The 19,210-nt window shown below is 47.4% G+C and carries 18 protein-coding genes; 6 read left to right on the forward strand and 12 right to left on the reverse strand.

The features are described from left to right. Nucleotides 1-53: 53 nt before the first annotated feature. From QY97_RS02465 to QY97_RS02515, 11 genes are all read right to left on the reverse strand, one after another. The gene (locus tag QY97_RS02465; protein WP_046128660.1) at nt 54-299 is read right to left on the reverse strand and encodes a hypothetical protein; all 246 of its coding nucleotides are present in this window, start codon (nt 297-299) and stop codon (nt 54-56) included. An 85-nt stretch (nt 300-384) separates the two neighbouring features. Then, nucleotides 385-2,892 (reverse strand): preprotein translocase subunit SecA, encoded by a 2,508-nt coding sequence (gene secA, locus QY97_RS02470; RefSeq protein WP_039230921.1) that lies wholly within the window; start codon nt 2,890-2,892, stop codon nt 385-387. A 170-nt stretch (nt 2,893-3,062) separates the two neighbouring features. Next, entirely contained in the window at nt 3,063-4,181 is a 1,119-nt protein-coding gene (locus QY97_RS02475) for an SEC-C metal-binding domain-containing protein (protein ID WP_039230924.1), read from the reverse strand. 135 nt (nt 4,182-4,316) lie between these two features. Then, the gene (locus QY97_RS02480; protein WP_039230927.1) at nt 4,317-5,096 is read right to left on the reverse strand and encodes a hypothetical protein; all 780 of its coding nucleotides are present in this window, start codon (nt 5,094-5,096) and stop codon (nt 4,317-4,319) included. A gap of 395 nt (nt 5,097-5,491) precedes the next feature. Continuing rightward, nucleotides 5,492-6,052: a ribosome hibernation-promoting factor, HPF/YfiA family gene (gene hpf / locus QY97_RS02485; RefSeq protein WP_039230930.1), complete on the reverse strand. Its 561-nt coding sequence runs from the start codon at nt 6,050-6,052 to the stop codon at nt 5,492-5,494. Between the two features lie 137 nt (nt 6,053-6,189). Next, a complete protein-coding gene (locus QY97_RS02490) occupies nt 6,190-6,534 on the reverse strand; it encodes a flagellar protein FliT (protein WP_039230933.1) in 345 nt (114 codons plus the stop codon). Then, nucleotides 6,534-6,938 (reverse strand): flagellar export chaperone FliS, encoded by a 405-nt coding sequence (gene fliS, locus QY97_RS02495; RefSeq protein ID WP_039230936.1) that lies wholly within the window; start codon nt 6,936-6,938, stop codon nt 6,534-6,536. Before fliS ends, QY97_RS02490 begins: the two co-directional genes overlap by 1 nt. Nucleotides 6,939-6,973: 35 nt before the next feature. Continuing rightward, nucleotides 6,974-8,464 carry a flagellar hook-associated protein 2 gene (locus tag QY97_RS02500; RefSeq protein ID WP_039230937.1) on the reverse strand — a complete coding sequence of 497 codons (1,491 nt, stop codon included), beginning with the start codon at nt 8,462-8,464 and terminating at the stop codon, nt 6,974-6,976. Nucleotides 8,465-8,671: 207 nt separating this feature from the next. Continuing rightward, complete coding sequence (locus tag QY97_RS02505; protein WP_039230939.1) at nt 8,672-9,433, reverse strand: alpha/beta hydrolase; 762 nt, start codon at nt 9,431-9,433, stop codon at nt 8,672-8,674. A 134-nt stretch (nt 9,434-9,567) separates the two neighbouring features. After that, complete coding sequence (locus tag QY97_RS02510) at nt 9,568-11,061, reverse strand: APC family permease (protein WP_039230941.1); 1,494 nt, start codon at nt 11,059-11,061, stop codon at nt 9,568-9,570. 265 nt (nt 11,062-11,326) lie between these two features. Then, nucleotides 11,327-12,787 carry an aldehyde dehydrogenase family protein gene (locus QY97_RS02515; protein WP_039230943.1) on the reverse strand — a complete coding sequence of 487 codons (1,461 nt, stop codon included), beginning with the start codon at nt 12,785-12,787 and terminating at the stop codon, nt 11,327-11,329. A gap of 408 nt (nt 12,788-13,195) precedes the next feature. On the opposite strand from QY97_RS02515, the gene QY97_RS02520 reads away from it, so the two are divergent. The 4 genes from QY97_RS02520 to QY97_RS02535 all read left to right on the forward strand — a co-directional run bounded on the left by QY97_RS02520 (nt 13,196) and on the right by QY97_RS02535 (nt 15,051). After that, nucleotides 13,196-13,525: a YbjQ family protein gene (locus QY97_RS02520; RefSeq protein ID WP_039230945.1), complete on the forward strand. Its 330-nt coding sequence runs from the start codon at nt 13,196-13,198 to the stop codon at nt 13,523-13,525. Further along, complete coding sequence (locus QY97_RS02525; protein WP_039230947.1) at nt 13,522-13,749, forward strand: hypothetical protein; 228 nt, start codon at nt 13,522-13,524, stop codon at nt 13,747-13,749. Before QY97_RS02520 ends, QY97_RS02525 begins: the two co-directional genes overlap by 4 nt. A gap of 121 nt (nt 13,750-13,870) precedes the next feature. Then, nucleotides 13,871-14,722, forward strand: coding sequence for an MBL fold metallo-hydrolase (locus QY97_RS02530; protein WP_039230948.1), 852 nt, complete (start codon nt 13,871-13,873; stop codon nt 14,720-14,722). Between the two features lie 101 nt (nt 14,723-14,823). Continuing rightward, nucleotides 14,824-15,051 (forward strand): DUF378 domain-containing protein, encoded by a 228-nt coding sequence (locus QY97_RS02535; protein WP_039230950.1) that lies wholly within the window; start codon nt 14,824-14,826, stop codon nt 15,049-15,051. Nucleotides 15,052-15,224: 173 nt separating this feature from the next. Here the strand turns inward: QY97_RS02535 and QY97_RS02540 are convergent, their stop codons facing one another. Further along, nucleotides 15,225-15,791, reverse strand: a complete 567-nt coding sequence (locus tag QY97_RS02540; protein WP_039230952.1) for an N-acetyltransferase — start codon at nt 15,789-15,791, stop codon at nt 15,225-15,227. 178 nt (nt 15,792-15,969) lie between these two features. Here QY97_RS02540 and QY97_RS02545 point away from each other — a divergent pair, with 178 nt between their 5' ends. Together QY97_RS02545 and QY97_RS02550 are read left to right on the forward strand one after the other, a co-directional pair. Continuing rightward, nucleotides 15,970-17,196, forward strand: a complete 1,227-nt coding sequence (locus tag QY97_RS02545; protein WP_039230955.1) for an ATP-grasp domain-containing protein — start codon at nt 15,970-15,972, stop codon at nt 17,194-17,196. A 40-nt stretch (nt 17,197-17,236) separates the two neighbouring features. Further along, on the forward strand, nt 17,237-19,204 hold the full coding sequence (locus QY97_RS02550) for a hypothetical protein (RefSeq protein ID WP_039230959.1): 1,968 nt from the start codon (nt 17,237-17,239) through the stop codon (nt 19,202-19,204). Nucleotides 19,205-19,210 lie beyond the last annotated feature (6 nt).

A 19,210-nucleotide genomic window follows, 5' to 3' on the forward strand; every position in this document is an offset into this window, starting at 1 on the left:
AACAGTCGGCTTCGCTTTTCTTCTTGTCCAGCTGCAGTGCCTTGCTCCTCGGGTCAAATAACCTTCTTCCATGAAGCCAAAGAGCGGCTTCTTGGCGGAAGAACATTTGCCGGTCGGAGCAGAACAGGCGCTTTCGCTTTTCTCTTGTCCAGCTGCAGCGCCTTGCTCCTCGGGTCAAATAACCTTCCTCCATGAAGCCAAAGAGCGGCTTCTTGGCGGAAGAACATTTGCCGGTCGGAGCAGAACAGGCGCTTTCGCTTTTCTCTTGTCCAGCTGCAGCGCCTTGCTCCTCGGGTCAAATAACCTTCCTCCATGAAGCCAAAGAGCGGCTTCTTGGCGGAAGAACATTTGCCGGTCGGAGCAGAACAGGCGCTTTCGCTTTTCTTATGCCCCGCAGCAGTTTTTGTATTTTTTGCCGCTGCCGCATGGGCATGGGGCGTTGCGTCCGACTTCCGGGGCTTTTCGGACTGGTTTTTTCTTTGCTTTGCCGCCCTCGTCTTCTTTCGGGTTCACGGCCTGACCTTTGGCTACCTCTTGGCGTTCAAGGTTGTTTTGGATCGCTGCTTTCATCACATACTTCGCTGCTTCTTCGTTAATGCCCGCTACCATGTCCTCAAACATCGCAAAGCCTTCCCTCTGATACTCGCGCAGAGGATCAGTTTGGCCGTAAGCGCGCAGGTGAATCCCTTGGCGAAGCTGATCCATCGCGTCGATATGATTGATCCATTTCGAGTCAACCGCACGCAGAAGAATCACCTTTTCAAACTCCCGCATTTGCTCGTCGCCCATTTGTTCCTCTCTCTCGTCATAGCGCGCTTTCACTTTCGCAAAGATGATATCGACCATTTCATCGGCCTCTTTGCCTTCTAGGTCCGCTTCTGTCAGCTCGCCTTCACTTAGCAGGTTCGTGTTCACGTAGTCAATCAGCCCTTGCAGGTTCCGCGCTTCCCCTTCTTCTGCAGGACCGGAATGAAGCTGAACCACTTCACGGATGACCGTCATGATCATACCTTCTAAAATGTCGCGCAAGTTCTCTGATTCAAGTACTTCATCCCGCTGTTTATAAATAATTTCACGCTGCTGGCGAAGAACGTCATCGTATTGAAGCAACCGCTTACGAGCATCGAAGTTATTGCCTTCCACTCGTCTTTGGGCAGATTCTACCGCTTTAGACACCATTTTACTTTGGATCGGCTGAGTATCATCCATGCCGAGCTTCGTCATCATGGCTTTCATATTATCCGAGCCGAAGCGGCGCATAAGCTCATCTTCTAAAGAGAGATAGAATTGCGTCACCCCTGGATCTCCTTGACGTCCTGAACGTCCGCGCAGCTGATTATCAATCCGGCGCGATTCATGACGCTCGGTTCCGATAACCGCCAGTCCGCCAAGCTCTTTTACTCCTTCACCGAGCTTAATGTCCGTTCCGCGCCCCGCCATGTTTGTCGCGATCGTTACCGCTCCCGGCTGTCCGGCTTCAGTAATGATCTCGGCTTCACGGCCATGGTTTTTCGCATTTAAGACATTATGTGGAACACCACGCTTTGTCAGCATACTTGAAATAAGCTCAGATGTTTCAATCGCTACCGTACCGACAAGCACCGGCTGGTTTGCTTTATGGCGCTGATAGATATCCTCTACCACCGCGCGGAATTTCCCTTCCATTGAAGCATAAATCAGGTCAGCCCGGTCATCACGGGCGATCGGACGGTTCGTCGGAATACTGATAACCCGCATGTTATAGATGTTGCGGAATTCTTCTTCCTCCGTTTTCGCTGTACCGGTCATTCCGGACAGCTTCTCATACATCCGGAAGTAGTTCTGGAAGGTAATTGTCGCCATTGTCATGCTTTCATTCTGAATCGGCACGCCTTCTTTTGCCTCGATTGCCTGATGCAGACCATCACTGTAGCGCCGGCCCTTCATAAGTCGGCCTGTAAATTGGTCAACAATTACGACCTCTTCATCCTGAACAACGTAGTCGACATCCCGGTGCATGGAGACATGCGCTTTTAAGGACTGGCCAATATGGTGGTTAAGCGCTACGTGCTTCAAGTCAAACAAGTTCTCGATCTTGAAGTACTTTTCCGCTTTATTCATGCCTTCTTCCGTGAGAAGCACGCTTTTTGTTTTCTCATCATACGTGTAATCTTGGTCGACTTTCAGCAGACGAACAAAGCTGTTCGCATGGATGTACAGCTGAGTGGACTTCTGCGCTTGACCCGAGATGATCAGCGGTGTACGCGCTTCATCAATCAAGATGGAGTCTACTTCATCAATGACGGCATAGTGAAGCGGGCGCTGCACTTTATGCTCCTTGTAAAGCACCATGTTATCACGTAAATAATCAAAGCCGAATTCGTTATTCGTTCCGTAAGTAATATCGGCGTTATACGCTTCCTTCTTCTCTTCTTTTGAAAGACTGTTCGAATTCAGGCCAACAGTGAGACCAAGAAACTTATACAGCTCTCCCATTTCCTCCGCATCTCGGGAAGCGAGGTATTCATTGACGGTGATAACATGAACGCCTTTTCCGGATATGGCATTTAAGTAGACCGGCATCGTCGCTGTTAACGTTTTACCTTCACCGGTTTTCATTTCGGAGATGTTTCCCTCATGAAGGGCGATCCCCCCCATGAGCTGCACACGGTACGGGTAAAGGCCGAGCACCCGCCGCGCCCCTTCACGCACAACGGCAAATGCTTCTGATAATAAATCATCAAGCGATTCTCCGTTTTCGTACCGTTTTTTAAACTCCTCCGTTTTTGCCCGGAGGTCGTCATCGGACAGAGCTTCCATCTGATCCGCAAGCGCTTCAATCTTCTGTGCTTCCTTCTGCAGGCGCTTGATTTGCCGTTTATTTTCATCAAAAAACTTTGCTAATATCCCCATTTTAGTCGCTCCTTTTAGTTGCAACAAATTATCCGCGAGCATTAAAATCTAATAAAATCCCTATCTTATATTACCACTATCACTTTGCTGAAACAACTAAACGGCATGAGCCTAAAAACGCGAAAAACGCCTATATTAAGGCGTTTCGTCGCATGTATCTTTACTTCTGATTACTGTGAATTACCACTGACTACCTTCTCCATGTCCTTCACACGCTTTGACAGACCAGAAGCAGATACGTCAAGCCGCGAAGCAAGCTCGCTGTTTGAATAACTAGAAGCAACTGCTCCTCGTGACTGCAGCAATGAGTAAACCGCCGCCACGTAAACCTCAGGCTTGCGGATCGTTGGGTTTTCCTGCTGGCAATATTGATGCAGAAGAGCGATCGCTTCCTGCTGCTTATCTGCCTCTACCTCTTCTTCCTTCAGAAACGCAGCTAATGCTTCTGCTGTTTTTTCCTGTGATTCCTTCTCCCACACGATGTCTTCCGCACCGGCAGCCGGTTCTTCACTTACCACTTCTGCTTCTTCTAGAATTTCCTCCGGCTGTTCTTCCGTTTGTCCCTCCAGCTGTTCACGGTCTGTTTCTTCTTGCTCTTCTCCTTGATGAATGGCGAAAATGCCTTCAAGAATAGATAGCCAGTTCTCTGCCAGGAAGGCTTGTGAATCCGAAGCACCGGACTGCTCATATTGCTCAGCCAGCCATTTTGCTGCTTCCGGAGCGATATGCCGTTCGAAATGGAAGTCAATCATAAAGAAGATATACTCTTCTTCAAACGGCAGCAGACCGCCAACTACGAACACTTCATCGACCGGCACTTGCCGGCGGGCACGTATAGCAATCTTCTCGCCGCTTAATATATCTTCAATTTCATAAATGTTCTCACGCACTGCTTTTACCGTACCTGCTGCAAATTTCACATTTGGCCATGTAAGGAAAATATCTCTTGTGCGTTCCCTGCTTATCGTCTGTGCACGACGAGCCACGAACTCTTCAAGAACCGTACGGCCGTTTTTGACAGGCTGCGTTAAAATGAACCAGATTTCAAAAGCCACTAAGTATACTTCTGAATTCTTTCGTAATACCTCATGCGTATGTAAAAGCGATTGATATTGCTTTCTCATTTCGTGGGAGTAATTCTCCATCGCAAAGTCAATTAGTTCCCGCTGCAAATTCTCCAGCTCTTCCTGCATGACTCTGTGAATGGCTGACCCTTCTACTTTGCCGCAGCATTTTTTATACTTCTTCCCACTTCCACAAGGACATGGGTCGTTGCGTCCAATTGACATGAATCTCTTCCTCCTCTAGGTGGTCAAACTCTTTTCACATCTTTCTATCATACCATGAATTGACCAAGTGGAACAGTCTGCAATAAAGCAGGCCCCTTTTTTAGGATGGCCTGCCTGATCCGTTCCTTTTCTAGATTAGAGAACTTGTCCTTCTTCGTTTTGCGTATTGACTTGTTCTTCAAGTTCATTTAAGCGCTGCTCCAAATCATCGAGCCGCTCGTCAATGGCCCCTTCCTCCGTAACTGTTTCTTCATTCGCTACCGGAGCAGCTGAAACTGGCTCTTGTGCTGTGCCTTCTTCAGGTGCCGGCGCTGGTTCCTCTACTATATCTTCTTCAGGCACTGGTGCCGGCTCTTCCGCTACACCCTCCTCAGGCGCTGGCGTCGGTTCTTCTGTTACATCCTCTTCAGGTGCTGGTGCCGGTTCTTCATAAGAAACGGTTTGAAGCAATGTTTGTACTTCTACTTGAAGGACCGTGGCCGTATATTCTCGTTCCTGAACTTCTTCTTCAGGCACCCCCTTGGAAGCTAAGCTGTCTAGCTGGTTGTTTACCGCGTATAAGTGCTCTTCCAAACTCTTGAATTTTTCTGTGTAAGCCTTGTTCTGTTCTAAGTTGATGGTCTCTTCCGATGCTTCCCCATCTTCCTTCATTTCGGGTGATTCTAAATTTAACGCATCCACTTCTTGCTGGTATATTCTAAGCTTCTCGCCGATTTTATATAATTGTTTATCGACAGAGCGCAATTGCTGCATGTGTTCTTTTGTGATATTCTCCGTATTCATTGTTTGTGCCCATTCCTGTTCCTCAGCCGGCTGCACCCCTTCTTGAGCATGTCCGTATATAGGAGCGGAAAAAATAGTCCCTGCGGCTAGAGTCATTGCTAATACAGATGAAGCTTTTCTCTTTTTTGTCACGTCCTGCTTCCTCCTTTAATGTAATGAGCTCGCTGAAACGGAGGCAATAGCGAAGATTACCAACCCGCCCAACATGTTTGTATGCTACCCGTTTAAAGCAGTAATAGAACGTAGCGCAAGGGCCTAATCTCAAAAAAGGAAAAACCTAACCATATATTTCCTTTTTATTCCTTTTACATCCATCGCGGCCATAAAGCTTTTTACTATTTTCGTGGTTCTTTCCTTCTTTTCTTTCCCTTAGGCCCCTCTTCATCCGCATAGCCTTGCGGATCACACATCATTTAGTTCACAGTTAGCAAGCAAGCCAGTCGATGAGACTACGTTCAGGCAAAAGTAACAGGTTCTATAAAAAACAAAAAATCCCGCTGCCGGCCGGCAGCGGGATCCTTTATTCTTTATGTGGTTTCGATTAAACCGTACTTTCCATCTTTACGTTTGTACACAATGTTTGTATTATTGCTTTCAGCATCTGTGTAAATGAAGAAGTTGTGGCCGAGAAGGTTCATTTGCAGAATAGCTTCTTCTGAATCCATTGGTTTCAAGCTAAACTGCTTTGTTCTTACGACAGTCAGCTCATCCGTATCTTCTTCTACCTCCGTAGCGGCAGTTTCACTTTGTGTGATCGCGAAATAATCGCGCGGGTCGCCTTTCTCACGGAACTTACGGTTCACTTTTGTCTTATGCTTACGGATTTGTCGCTCTAGCTTATCCACAATAAGATCGATACCCGCATACATATCTTCATTTCGTTCCTCTGCCCGAAGAACGAGATCCTTCATTGGAATAGTGACTTCGACTTTCGCATTTTTATCGGAATAAACCTTCAGGTTCACATGAACAGTAGCATTCGGAGACTCGGTAAAGTACCGCTCCAACTTACTGATCTTCTTCTCGACGTATTCACGAATCGCCGGAGTTACTTCAATGTTCTCGCCACGGATGTTGTAGTCCAACATGTAAACTCCTCCTTTACATATAACTATGAGTATATATTTCTCTTTCCCTATAAAAACTCCTGCCTAACCTGTTAAAAACATTTGTCGGAATTTCAACAAAGGTAGAAAAATCTGTCTAAGAAAGGAGCAAGAACAAGTTAATTTTTCTTATCGTAGAATACGCCATCCACCTGAAGAGCGCTGTATGGGTTGGTGTATTTATTCGCGGACTGCTTTTTCCTCCTTAATTGCTGCATATCCCTTTGGATGTCCGCCTTCAGCTTAAACAACTTGTCATCAATGATCTTCTGCCGGGCCATCATCTCCCGGCCAAACTGACGCTCCTCTTCTGTAAAAGGCGGCGCTAAGCTCTTCAACAGCGCCTCTCTTCTATCGAGCAGTTCACTGATTGCCTCCACCATTTGATCACGGTCGGACACTGGATTCATAAGCAGCTCATACAGCTTCTCTGTTACATCATAGCACGCCTTTACGTTAGGCATTACACTTGACCGCCCGTACCCGCATGCTGAAGCTGCCGGTTCTTCTGAATAACTTCCTTCCAAGTATCACGAAATTCCGTCACGAACCCTTCCACTTCTTCCAGAATAGCTGCGTCATTCTTTATATTCGCTTCGATGAGACGACGGTTTAAGTAGTCATACAACGATAGAAGACTCTCAGAAACGGCTACCTCCATATTCAAGGTCACCATCAGTTCCTGGATAATCGCCTGTGCCTTTTGGATATTCGTATTCTTTGCTTCTATGTCCTTAGAGGCGATCGCTTTCTTCGCCTGATTAATAAACTTCAAACAGCCGTTATACAGCATGAGCGTCAGCTCCCCTGGAGAAGCAGTCGTTACAGCATTATTTGTATATGTCTGGTAAGGGTTTTTCATTCCCATGAAAAACACTCCTTTCACGTCATGATTATAGAGCCTTATTGAAATTGATTCATTAACATAGCCATTTGCTCGTTGGAGCGTTGAACCGCCTTCTCCATGGCGGTGAATTGGCGCCAATAGCGGTCTTCAATGGTGATCAGCTTTTCCTGAAAACGGTCGATCTGATCCTCAATGTTCTCAAGCGTGCGCCCGAGCGTGAAAGTGTTATTAACACTGGACGCTTTTCCTGCCCGTTTCTCCACCGCACTTCTCGTGTCTGAAATTGTTTCTCTTAGGCGACGGGCAATCCCCTGTTCCGCTTCGGTCTCCCCGTCCGCTGTGAACAGTTCATACAGCGCCGTCGGGTTTTCTGCGATAGCTTCCTTCAGCTTCTTCTCATCAATAACCAGCTTGCCTCGGTCTAAGTAATTGCTGGATGTGCTGATGCCGAAATCTGTCAAATGTGTATTCCCGGCTGCCGTCGTTACCGTTTCATACAGCACAGACCGCATTTGATTCAGGCCGCTCGACAATAAAGAATCCCCTCGGAGCGTACCGCTGCGGGCTTTCTCCTCCCATAGCTCAATCTCCTTTTCAGAAAGGGCCTCACGCTCTTCCTTTGTAAGCGGCTGGTAGTCCCGGTAGCGCTTTTCATTGAGTTCACCGTTAATTTTCTCAATCACTTCGTTATATTTATCAACGAATCCCTTAATCGTCTCGAAGACTTTATCAGTATCTGCTGAAGCGGAAATGTTCACTGAGGTATTGGGATCTGCCTTCTTCAGCGTATACTCCACGCCATTGATACTGAATGTGTTAGACGCGCGCTCAATCTCCAAGCCATTGAGCACTGCTTTTGCGTTTTGGCCCGCTGTATTGTAAGCACCTGCCTCTGTGTTATCAGCAGACAAATTCAGCTTGGTAAAAAAGGCTCCGTCTAGTACGATCTCTGCTCCACCCGCTACGTCTCCTGAATTCTTCGCCATGACAGATGCTTTTCCAGAAGCATTATCGAAAAACATGGAAACACCTGTCTGGTTGTTAATCTTGACGATTAACCCGTCTAGCGTTTCCTCGTCAGCATTAAAGGTAATCTCCTTAGGCTCCCCAAGCGTACCATCCTTCTCGATGGCGCTTACTTTCATCGTCTGCTCGCCTGTGAGACTGAATAGTTCTTTAATCGTCTTCTTTGGATCAACATTCGTTCCCACACCTGCACTGCTTGCCATCGTCGCCGATGAAGCCAGCTGTTTGACCTGAATCGTACCGGTGAAATCTCCGGTCGAGCTTAAATTCCGCACAGAAACTACGCTGTCATCCGACACGCTGATTTTTTTCTGTATGTAGTTCGCCTGCTTCATAACTCCGTCAAAGATCATATTGTCGAACTCAAATAAGGTTTTGTTCATGTCGCGGTAATCGTCACGCTGCCACTCCAAAAATTGCTTCTTCTGCTCTAATTTATTGACCGGCATCCGTTCAGCGGTCATTAAATCCTTTACCATCTGATCAATGTCCATGCCGCTTGCTAGTCCACCAATACGCATCTGCTTTCTCCTTTACTCTTACTCTTTATAAATAATAATCCTTGCCCCGGATCTTTCATTTGATTGCTTGCTTATTTGCTGTCTCACTCGTTATATCGGAACAAATGATTTGTTATTAATAGGCATTTAAAAAGTTCAGTATGTTTAAAGCCAGCCAACATAAAAACGCCGAAAAGCCAGTGCTCTCTGGCTTTTCGGCGTATAGGGTTAAGAATGCTTCTTAGCTTGGGCGCGCTTCCGCACGAACGCAAGCGTTTGTTCAATAATTACTGATTGGTCATGGTCAAGCGTTGCGACGTGATAGCTGTTATCGAGCTCGATGATTTCTTTTTTCAGCGAAGAGATCTTCTGAAAAATCTCGCGGGAGTTATCCGGTGGAACGACATGATCCACTTTCGAAACAAAAATCAGCGCATCACTTGTCACCTCGCTAAGATGTGCTTTTACCGTCCTCATCAGAGCCGTAATCTCGCCAATGGATCGAACGGGCGTTTTCTCATAAGCGAGCTCCTGCACACCTTCCGCTTGAATATCAGAACCGATCGCATCTAAGAAACGGGGCTCAGTCGCTCCTTCCATGGCGCTCATATCTGGTATATCGATCGCCGCATTAATCGGAACAATTCCTTTAATATCTTTATACTTCTGTGCCATGTACAGCGTCAGCGTGCCGCCCATCGAAAGCCCAGTGACAAACACTTCCTCACACCGCTCCTTGAGCCACTCGTAACCTTCTTCAACTGAAGCGATCCACTCCTGATACGTGCTTTGCTCCATATCCTCGTAATGAGTGCCGTGTCCTTTGAGCCGGGGGCCGCAGACGGTGTAGCCGGCATCCGCGTACGCTTCACCAAGCGGCCGCATACTTTGAGTAGATCCAGTGAATCCATGGATCACAAGAATTCCCGTTTTACCGCCTTCAAAATAAAACGGTTCTGCTTCCTTCAAGACAGGGTAGCGCTCCTTCATATTACCTCCTCCTATTCTGGATGACCAATTTTTACCTCTGGAATTTATTCTACATCCTTCTCTTTCATTCCTTTTACCCTATCCATACAAAAAGCAAGGCTAAAAACTTCTTTTATTTCTATTATTCTCTCCAATTAAGGTGCAATCTTTTGATCTGTATTCTCCGGCTCCTGATGGCCAAGCCTTTCTACTAAATGGCTGTGCTCGCCAAAAATATAATAATCCATCGTTTTCTTTGGAATGTTATTGAACGCTTCGCGGCGCACAAAGTAGAAGACGGCCCCAATGGCAAGCCATACGATTAAAGCCATCCAAGACGGTACACCCATAAAGGCGGGAGAACCTGGAATGGCAAGCAAGGCAACGAACGTTAGGCTGCTGATGACACCTAGCAGGCTGCACAGCTTGCCTATCGGTGAGACGGCTCCTTCAATCGCCTCCTCTTTCCCCGACCACTTAAACATGCGGTAAGCAGCATAGCATGTATAGAAGTAGGCCACAGCTACACCGATAGAAGCCATATCAACAATCCACAGCAGTACCTGCCTGCCAAACCACGGAGCCACTAAACAGACAACCATCGTGAAAATAATTCCTGCATATGGCGTTTTGTGCTTAGCGTGTAATTTCCCAAAGACCTCCGGCAAAATGCGGGCTCGGCTCATCGCAAACAACAAGCGGCTTGCTGATACAAAAAATCCATTCAATCCTGTAAAAATCCCCATACAAATAGCTAGAGCCAGTACAAGCAATCCTACGTTGCCGAACGCTCCCGACACGACATCACCTGTTCCCCACATAGACTGCATAGCGACCAGATCCTGCCACGGCATCGCGACTGCAGTAAAAAGAATATTCACCGCGTAAATAATTGTCGCAACCACCAGTGCCCACACAATTAATGAAAATGCTTTCTTAGCAGGGAAATCAAATTCTTCCGCCGACTGCGGGACGTTATCAAACCCAACAAAAGCAAACGGAGCAATCGCCACGATCGTTAAAATAGCTGATAAAGCCGGAACTTCCGGATTGAAAGCTGGCTGTAAATGAGAGAGGGAAGAGTCAGGATGCATAAACATACCAAGCCCAAGAGCTGCCACTCCTAGCACGAGTACAACACAGAAGATAAACTGTAGACGTCCCGAGAAAGACGCTCCGCGAATGTTCAACCAGGCAAACAAGAGCAAAGCGGCTGTCGCAATCATTACCTCTGTCGCATAGACATCCCAGCCTGCTATGCTGTACATCCGCCCTTGCATGGCCGCTTGAGGAATCGTAAATTTGAGTAAAAGCGCCAGAGCAGATGCATTCAGCGCAACAATACTCATATATCCGAGTGCTAGAAACCACCCGCAAACGTAAGCATGCGTTCTTCCAAAACCAAGGTACGCATAAGCAAATTCCCCGCCTGACACCGGAAAATGCCGAATTAAAAACCCGTAACTAACAGCGATAAGAATCATTAAGAGGCCGCCAATACCAAAACCCATGATCGCACCAAGCGGTCCGGGACCAGCCATCCAATCTGCCGGCAAGACAAAGCTTCCCCACCCAATGGCAGATCCTAACGCAATCGCCCAAATCCAATGCGGCTTCATCGTCTTATCTAACTGTGTCCTTTCCTCCATACAACAACCTCCTTATTAAATAGTCTATAGCCTGGCAAAACAATATAAAGAATATTCTGAAATATTTACCGACTAGCATATACAAGCTTTTTTCTTATCCCTACTATATTACAACTGCGCCTTTTACACCAATTTGATATTTCAATAGATATTATTTAATTGCTAGATAAGTTCAAACTCTTCTGTAGTTATGTACAAATAAAAAATACAGAGGGAAGGTTCTAAGCTCGCTTACACAAGCTTAAGAACCTTCCCTTGATCTATATTAAAACGGGAAATCCCGGTATTTCGTCTGCTTCGATACCCACTTTGTGACCGTGAATTCTTCGACTACCCAAGGGTAGCCAAACCGGCCCATACCGCTTTCCTTGTTGCCGCCAAACGGAACAACAGGGCTGTCGTTTACGGTCTGGTCATTAATATGGGTCATGCCGCTGTCTATTCGAAGCGCCAGTTCTTCCCCTCGATCCAAGTCTTCTGTGAAAATGGCTGAGCTTAAGCCATATTGCGTATCGTTCGCCATGTCAATGGCTTCCTCATTGGTTTCCGCTTTAATAAGTGAAGCAATCGGCGCGAATAATTCTGTTTGAGCAAGCGCACTGGAATTATCCACTTCGCTGAATACATATGGAGTCAGGATGTTGCCTTCCACTTTCCCTTCAAGCGCGACGTTCGTGCCGGCTTGCTTCGCTTTTTCAATGATGTCGAGTGCTTTATTCAGCTGGTTTTTATTCATAAGCGGTCCAATAACCGTCTTCGGATCGCTCGGATCGCCAGCCGGCAGCTCCTTCACCCGCTGAATAAACTTCTCTTTAAACTCGCCATACACATCCTTATGAATAATTAAACGGTTAATGATCATGCAGATTTGCCCTTGATGAATGAACTTTCCAAAGACCGCTGCATCAACGGCGCGGTCCACATCTGCATCAGAAAGCACGATAAATGGGTTGTTACCGCCCAGCTCAAGAGCCACGCGCTTAAAGTTCTCGCCGGCAATCCGGCCAATGAGCTTGCCGACAGGTGTGGAACCGGTGAAAGCGATCAAACGCGGAATTGGATTTTCAAGCATTTCATTGCCGATTTCTTCAAGATCCGTTAAGACCATATTAAAGACGCCTTTTGGCAGTCCTGCCTCTTCAAGGGCCTTCGTTATGATGACGCCTCCGGTTAAGCCTGTCTGCAGGTCCGGCTTATGAACGACTGCGTTCCCAAGCGCTAAAGCCGGCGCAATCGAACGCATAGACAGGTTCATCGGGAAGTTAAACGGAGAAATAGAAGAAATCACGCCAAGCGGCAAGCGGTGTACGCGATTCACCTTTCCTTCAATGTTATCCTCTACTTCTTTTATTTCATGAAGCTCGCCGGCATACTTGACTGCCTGCTCAAGCAGCCCGATCGTCAGCCCGAGCTCTACGTCCGCTTTGACGGCGCTTCCGCCTGTTTCACGGGAGATCGTTTTTTGAATATCCTCTTTGTTCTCCTTCAAGTAGTCTGCTGCTTTCTGCAGGACAGCCTGGCGCTCTTCAGCAGAGGTTTGTCCCCACTGTTTCTGCGCCTGCTTTGCTGTTTCAAATGCTTCCTTCAGCTGATCTCTTGTAGCAAGCTTCACGGTGGCGATGACTGATTCATCATACGGATTAATAATCTGGCCTGTGCGGTCGCTGTTTCCTTCCGTCCACTCACCGTTTAGGAAGCTTTTATTGTATTGTTCAAATGTTGGCATGTATGTCCCTCCTTGTTGCTGTTCAATGCCTCTACTACTTGATTCACCTAAAGAGACGAGATTAAACATAGGATGGAGCCCTTCCGCTAAAAAACCGTCCATTTTTCCCTTGTTGGAAAGAATTCATACTTATTTTTAGAAAAAAGTTAAAAATCTCCTTGATTTTGAAAGCGCTTTCTTGTATACTGAATTTAGGTTGGACAGCAACACTGGCTGTCACGGTATACGGCGAAGGTGGGGCCGGTATCACCTTCTACATATCACTGCCTATAGCTCTTTAACTGTCACTTTTGAGTGTGTCAAGCTTTGTCTTGACACACTCTCTTTTTTTTAAAAATGAACGTGCGTTTATGCAGTCAGATAGAATATACTAAATAGAAAGCACTTTATATAAAAGGAGTGGAACGTATGCTGATCGTAACGACTGAAGCCATTAGCGGCTATACCATTACAGAGGTGAAGGGCCCAGTATTCGGTTTAACTGTCAGGGCGCGGGGCATCGGAAAAGACATTGTGGCTTCTTTAAAGGGACTAGTTGGCGGGGAGATTAACCAATATACAGAAATGCTTGAGGATGCCCGAAAACAGGCGATGGACCGCATGGTAGAGAATGCGCACGCCATGGGTGCGAATGCGATCGTCATGATGCGCTTTGACTCCGGAGAGATTGGCCAGAACATGAGTGAAATTGTTGCTTACGGGACCGCTGTCGTTGCAGAGCCAGCTGAGATGAAATGATTGAATGGATCGTTGCCTTCTATGGGATTCAAGTGATTGTCATTGTGATTCTGCTGATCGGCTCATGGCTTATTTGGGATCGGCGATTCAAGCTGAGACACGGACAGCAGGTTCCGGAAGGCTTCTCCCGTACGAAAGAACGGTTTATTGATCCGACGACAGGCAAAAAGATGGTCGTGTATATGAACCGGGAAACGGGTGAGCGGTTTTACAAGGAGGAATAGATAACCCCTCCTTCTTTTATTATTCTCGGTTTTTTCAAATTTATGTCGATTTATGAAGGATATTTACTGATAATACTGAATACTTAAACAACGGTTAAAATACATAAGAAAGGATGAGCCGATGTCTCTCCAAATGACTATTCAAGCCGTGCGGGTGCCTATTTCTACTCCGACCTTGTGGCCGCACACAGCAACCAACAGCTACCTTATCGGAAACGCAGAAGAAAGTGTACTAGTAGATGCAGGGTATGACCATCCCTCCACACGAGCGGAATTGGAAAAAGCCGTGCAAGAACACGGACTGGCCAGGCCGTCATCCATCATTTTCACCCATCACCACCCGGATCACGTGCCCGGTGTCCGGCAGCTGACGGATTGGCAACTGGCCTTCTATTGCCACGAACGTGACAAGCGAGCGATTAGCGGAGCTCTTCATCCTCAGGATGAACTCCGAACACTAGCGGATGAGGAAACGATCCAAGTCGGTGGTGCGGACATTCGCATCTTACATACACCAGGTCATACAGCGGGCCACTTAAGCTTATACATCCCTTCAGAAAAGATCCTGATCGCTGGAGATAATATCCTGTCAGAAGGCACGACCTGGATTGGACCGCCAGACGGAAATATGCGCGACTATCTTCGAAGCCTTGAACGCCTAAAGCAGCTGGACCTTGAGAAGCTCGGCCCTGGGCACGGGACATGGGTGACCGACCCGTATGAACGTATTGACTTCGTTATCACCCGCCGCCTGCATCGGGAAGAACAAATTCAGCAAATGCTGTCGGAGCATGGCCAGCTGACCGCTTATGATTTAACGAAGTATATGTACGAGGGCTATATTCATCCGAGCGTGTTTGGTGTCGCCCAGAAAACGACAGAGGCCCATTTAGTAAAATTAATGGAAGATGGAGCCGTTGTCCAGCAAGGATCCGCCTATTCACTGCAGTCTATTTGCGAGCACAATATCTAAAAAATACGACCGGTTTTGACACCATTCAGCAAAAATATGTTTAATCTGCCTCCCGAACGTAAACACTTATAACATCAAACGAACGAGGGAGGTGTTCAACAGTGAAAGCTTTAGATTCTATCGCACTGATTTTATTGATTGTTGGCGGATTAAACTGGCTGCTAGTCGGTCTATTCCAATTTGACCTTGTTGCTTCTATTTTCGGTGGTCAGGAGTCATGGCTGTCTAGACTCGTTTATATTCTTGTTGGATTGTCTGCCCTGTATTCCCTTAAGTTCTTAGCGATCCTGAACAACGATCGTGCAAGAGATGTAACAGAAGGACACTAATGCGTTTTATATATAACAAAAGCTTCGCCGACATTATGATACACGCGCCGACGAAGCTTTTTTACATTTGTTTGCCTATCGGTAAAACCGAGCATACTCGCAGGCAAAAAAGACGCTGAGCCCAAGGAGCCTGCGTCTCATAGCGCGCTTTTCAGTTATGTGTATACCTTTAGTTATTCTGCTGCCCTTAAAGCCGTTTCTCTCAAGACGAGCACTTCTTCCATATCTTGAGGCGGTACACCGTAAAGCTCCTCTGAGCAATAGGCGTGAACTTCCCGGTAGACGATGGCCATGACATCCATTGCCCACTTTTCACATTTGAGCGCCGGAGCCCAATAGTAAAGCTTCATTTCATTCACGTCTTTTGTCACCGGATGAATGCGTGTATATTGAAGGCTATCGATGCCTTTAAAGCCTGCTTTCTCATAAAAGCGAATCCGCTTGCCCGTATCCGGATCCTCCGAAGAAGCCGGCTCTACTTCAAGGATAATCGGCTTGCCCTTCTGTTTGAGCCGGTTGATCACTTTGCTTCCGACACCCTTGCTTCGGTTTGCGCTATGTACCAATATAAAGTCAACAAACACAAACTCCTCTGTTTCAAAAGAAACCAGCACGTAATCAGGCCCCTCTTCCACCTTATACCGCGGTGCTTGGCCGGTTAAAAGCCTGTCAAAATGCGCCTTCGATTTCATTTCATTTGCCGGAAAGTACTTTCTTAATGCTGTGTACCAAGTGCTCATCTGATTCAACCACTCCTTAGGATATTTTGTCAGCTACCTCCCTTACATACCTTTAAATTCCGATAAATAAACTTTCTTTTCTAAAAAAAGTTTATATTCTTAAAAATGAGGGTATTTAAGCCTTGCTTTATTATTTTGTTATTTTTTATTATTTGAAGTGAAGGATGGGGAGAAGGATATGGAACGTGTACAAAACAACAATAAAGTAACAGCTTTGCTTGGTTGGAGTCTGCCGGCAATTGAGGCTATCGATAAGCTCGATCGGCCTTTTGTAGTAGTCGGACCTCCTGAATTTGAATCATTCGCCAAAGAGAACGAAATTTCATTTGTAGGCTGGCAGTTTCAGCGCCTCAACGAAACATCCGTTGAGCTGTATGAGCAGCTGAAAGCATTAGGTGTGGAACTGGCCGTGCCGTTGTATGAAGAAACGGTCGAATGGGCCGGCGCCTTAAACGCCCGCTTTCGCGACGATCCACGCGTCTTTAACCGCTCGCTTCTTCTTAGAGACAAAGGGTTAATGAAGCGAAAGGCGCAAATGGCCGGCATGAGAGTCGGCGTCTTCGAGGAAGCGTATAACAAAGAGGATATCCACCGCTTCCTGAAACGGGTCAACGAAGCGCTGATCAAGGTAGACGGCGACCCGGCTGATCCCATCCACGTCAAGCCCTTAAATAAGGCAGGCGCGGTCGGCCACAGAGTGATACATAATGCCGCCGATATAAGCGATATTCCAGAAGAGGATTTCCCATGCTTAATGGAAAGCCACCTGGATGGCCAAGAATTTTCCTGTGAAGCGTTTATTCATAACGGAAAAGTGAAATTTCTTAATATAACTGAGTACATCAAGCTGGGGCATTCCAATTTCGTGCCAGCTTCATCCGCCCTTCAGGAATGGCGGCCGCGCATCAAGAAAGAAATCGAAAAGCTCATTGCTTCGTTTGAAGTAGAATATGGAGTTATTCACCCTGAATTTTTCATTTCACCAGACGGCACATTGAACTTTGGTGAAGTGGCCGCACGGATTCCTGGAGGCCATATCTTTGATTTAATTGAACGTGCCTACGGTTTCAGTGCGTACCAGGCGCAAATTCTTTGCAGCGACCCGGATACAACCGAAGAAGAGCTTGACGCCTTCTTTCCGAAAGACACGGAACCCCCGAAAGGCTATGCCGGCAGCTTAATGGTGTATCCACGGGTACGGGTCATCGAGCGTCTGGATGTCCCTGAAGAATTAAAGTCCCACCCCTACTTTGATAAACACGATATGTTTATCCCGGCTACCAGCAAGGTCGCCGAACGGGTGGGCTTCGGAAACCACTACGGAACGATCTTTTTCTTTGGAGACGATAGTGAGGAAATGCGCAGGCTGCTGACGGAATATGAAAAGCATGATTTCTACCTTTAATAGAATTTTATTTCGGATACTGGTGAGGGAGGAAAAAACAATGGAGGCTCAAAGCCAAAGTAACCCGGTCAATACAAAGTTCGAACAGGCGCTTGAAGCGCTTGAACAGGCCAAGCCTTATGCGAAAAGCATGTACCAAACGGAATTATTCCAGCAGGCGATTGAGCTTGCGAATACAGATGAAGGAATCAGACAGCTATTCAGTTATGCCCCTCGTTTTGAGGAGGCAGGCGTGTTTAAAGGCGGACCATGGGAACAAGCTGAAAAGCTGCAGCCTCCTTTTGTCGGCGGCTCCTTAAAGCTGAAAAGCGTCAACTCCGTCGTCGAACTGCTGAGTGAACTGCGCATGCTCGCCATTGCAAAAGGCACCTATGCGCATGAGTCCGTCACTGCGGGAGAAGCTCGCACCTTCCTGAACGAAGTGCTCGCATTGAACCTCGATATCCTGTTCCCGGCGGAAACCGAGGAATCCCGGATTAATGATGGAGAGCACATTCAGCGGGCGGAAAGGCTGTTCCGATTTTTAGGAGAGCAGCTGTCCTTCCAAGCGATTGCTAAACAAATTGTGATGGAAATCGACCGCCTAACGGTTCAGCGCCCGATTATGGTGAACCGGATTGTCAAAATGATCACGATGGCGAAACAGATGATGGACGCCAACATTGATGAACAGGCAAAAGCTGCCCTGCAAAGGTACGCGGAAGCGATTGAGACGCCTACTCCGCTAACGAAGCAGGCAAGCAGGCTCCGTGACTATAATCTGGCCTTAAAGGATGCTTCCGAGGAGGCGCTGCAGGCAGAAGCGGAGGCCTTTGCGCAATCCATGGAGGAAACCGGACTTGTTTCTCCTTTCCATGCAGTATTCATCCGGCATGTAAACCGCCAGCAGCCAGAGCTTCTGCCCGCTACCCTCCGTCTATCGGAAACGGGCCAGGCCATGCTGAACGAGCAGTCTGAACTCGTGCACGACCTTATTCAAATTGCGGTTCATCCGCATACCGCTCAGTCTATTTACGGCTTATCGAAAACACTTGACCGCGGCTTGTTATCACGGGAGCCGGTCATCCCAAGCCTGCGCCGCCTGCTGGAGCTCGATATTCATCCAGAGGTGAAGAAGCTTCTCTTGACACCAGAAAACAAGAAGGAAGGGTTAACAGCCAACGCCATTCTTGTATCAGGAACGATCAGTGTACTCGGCCAGCCACTGGGTGTGGGTCAAGGAATGAACCCGACCTGTCAATCCGCGCGTGCGATCAGCTTATGGGCACAGCACGGCCCTGGACAGCTGATGGAATTTATCGCCCGAGCCGCAAGGGATAATGACATTGACATGATCTTTGAAGGGGAACCGATTCACTCCTCCAACCTTGAAGGCGGAGTGGCTGAAGAAATTCACCAGGAGCTGGACCCGGTATCCAAGGTACTCGTTCCGCATCTTGATAAGATTTACAATGAAATGATGAAGCGCACCCAGCTCCGCGGCGAAGACGGACACAAATGGGTGAACCCCGAATTTTACGGCGAGTGGATTCCGCGCGGCTTTGCGAATATTATCGACCCGATCACAACAGCAGTAACGGATTACTCCGGCTTCGTCCGCTTGTTCTATGCCACGCATCATCCGGAGTACAACGAAGGACACGAGTTGATTTATCCAAACCCTGTAGGCATTTATATTACGAATGTACACGGTGATCTGCTCGGACTTCATGCCGTGTCCATCCAGCGCATCGCAAAGGATGAAAGCGGAGATTACCGGATCTATTTCTACAATCCGAATAATGACAGCGGCCAGAACTGGGGTCAAGGCATCGAGCCTTCTGTGAAGGATCATGGCGAGCAGGAAGGCGAAGCCTCCCTTCCGTTTGACCAGTTCGTCGCCCGCATGTACGCGTTCCACTATAACCCGTACGAGCAAGGAGACACGTTCATGGTGGAAGAGGAGATCGTTGAACGCATCGAAGAATTAGCCAAAGAAAGCTGGGGCAAGCAGTATACGTGGCTGTAACAGGAA

This window comes from Bacillus thermotolerans, assembly GCF_000812025.2.
In the GTDB taxonomy this organism is placed as follows: domain Bacteria; phylum Bacillota; class Bacilli; order Bacillales; family Domibacillaceae; genus Quasibacillus; species Quasibacillus thermotolerans.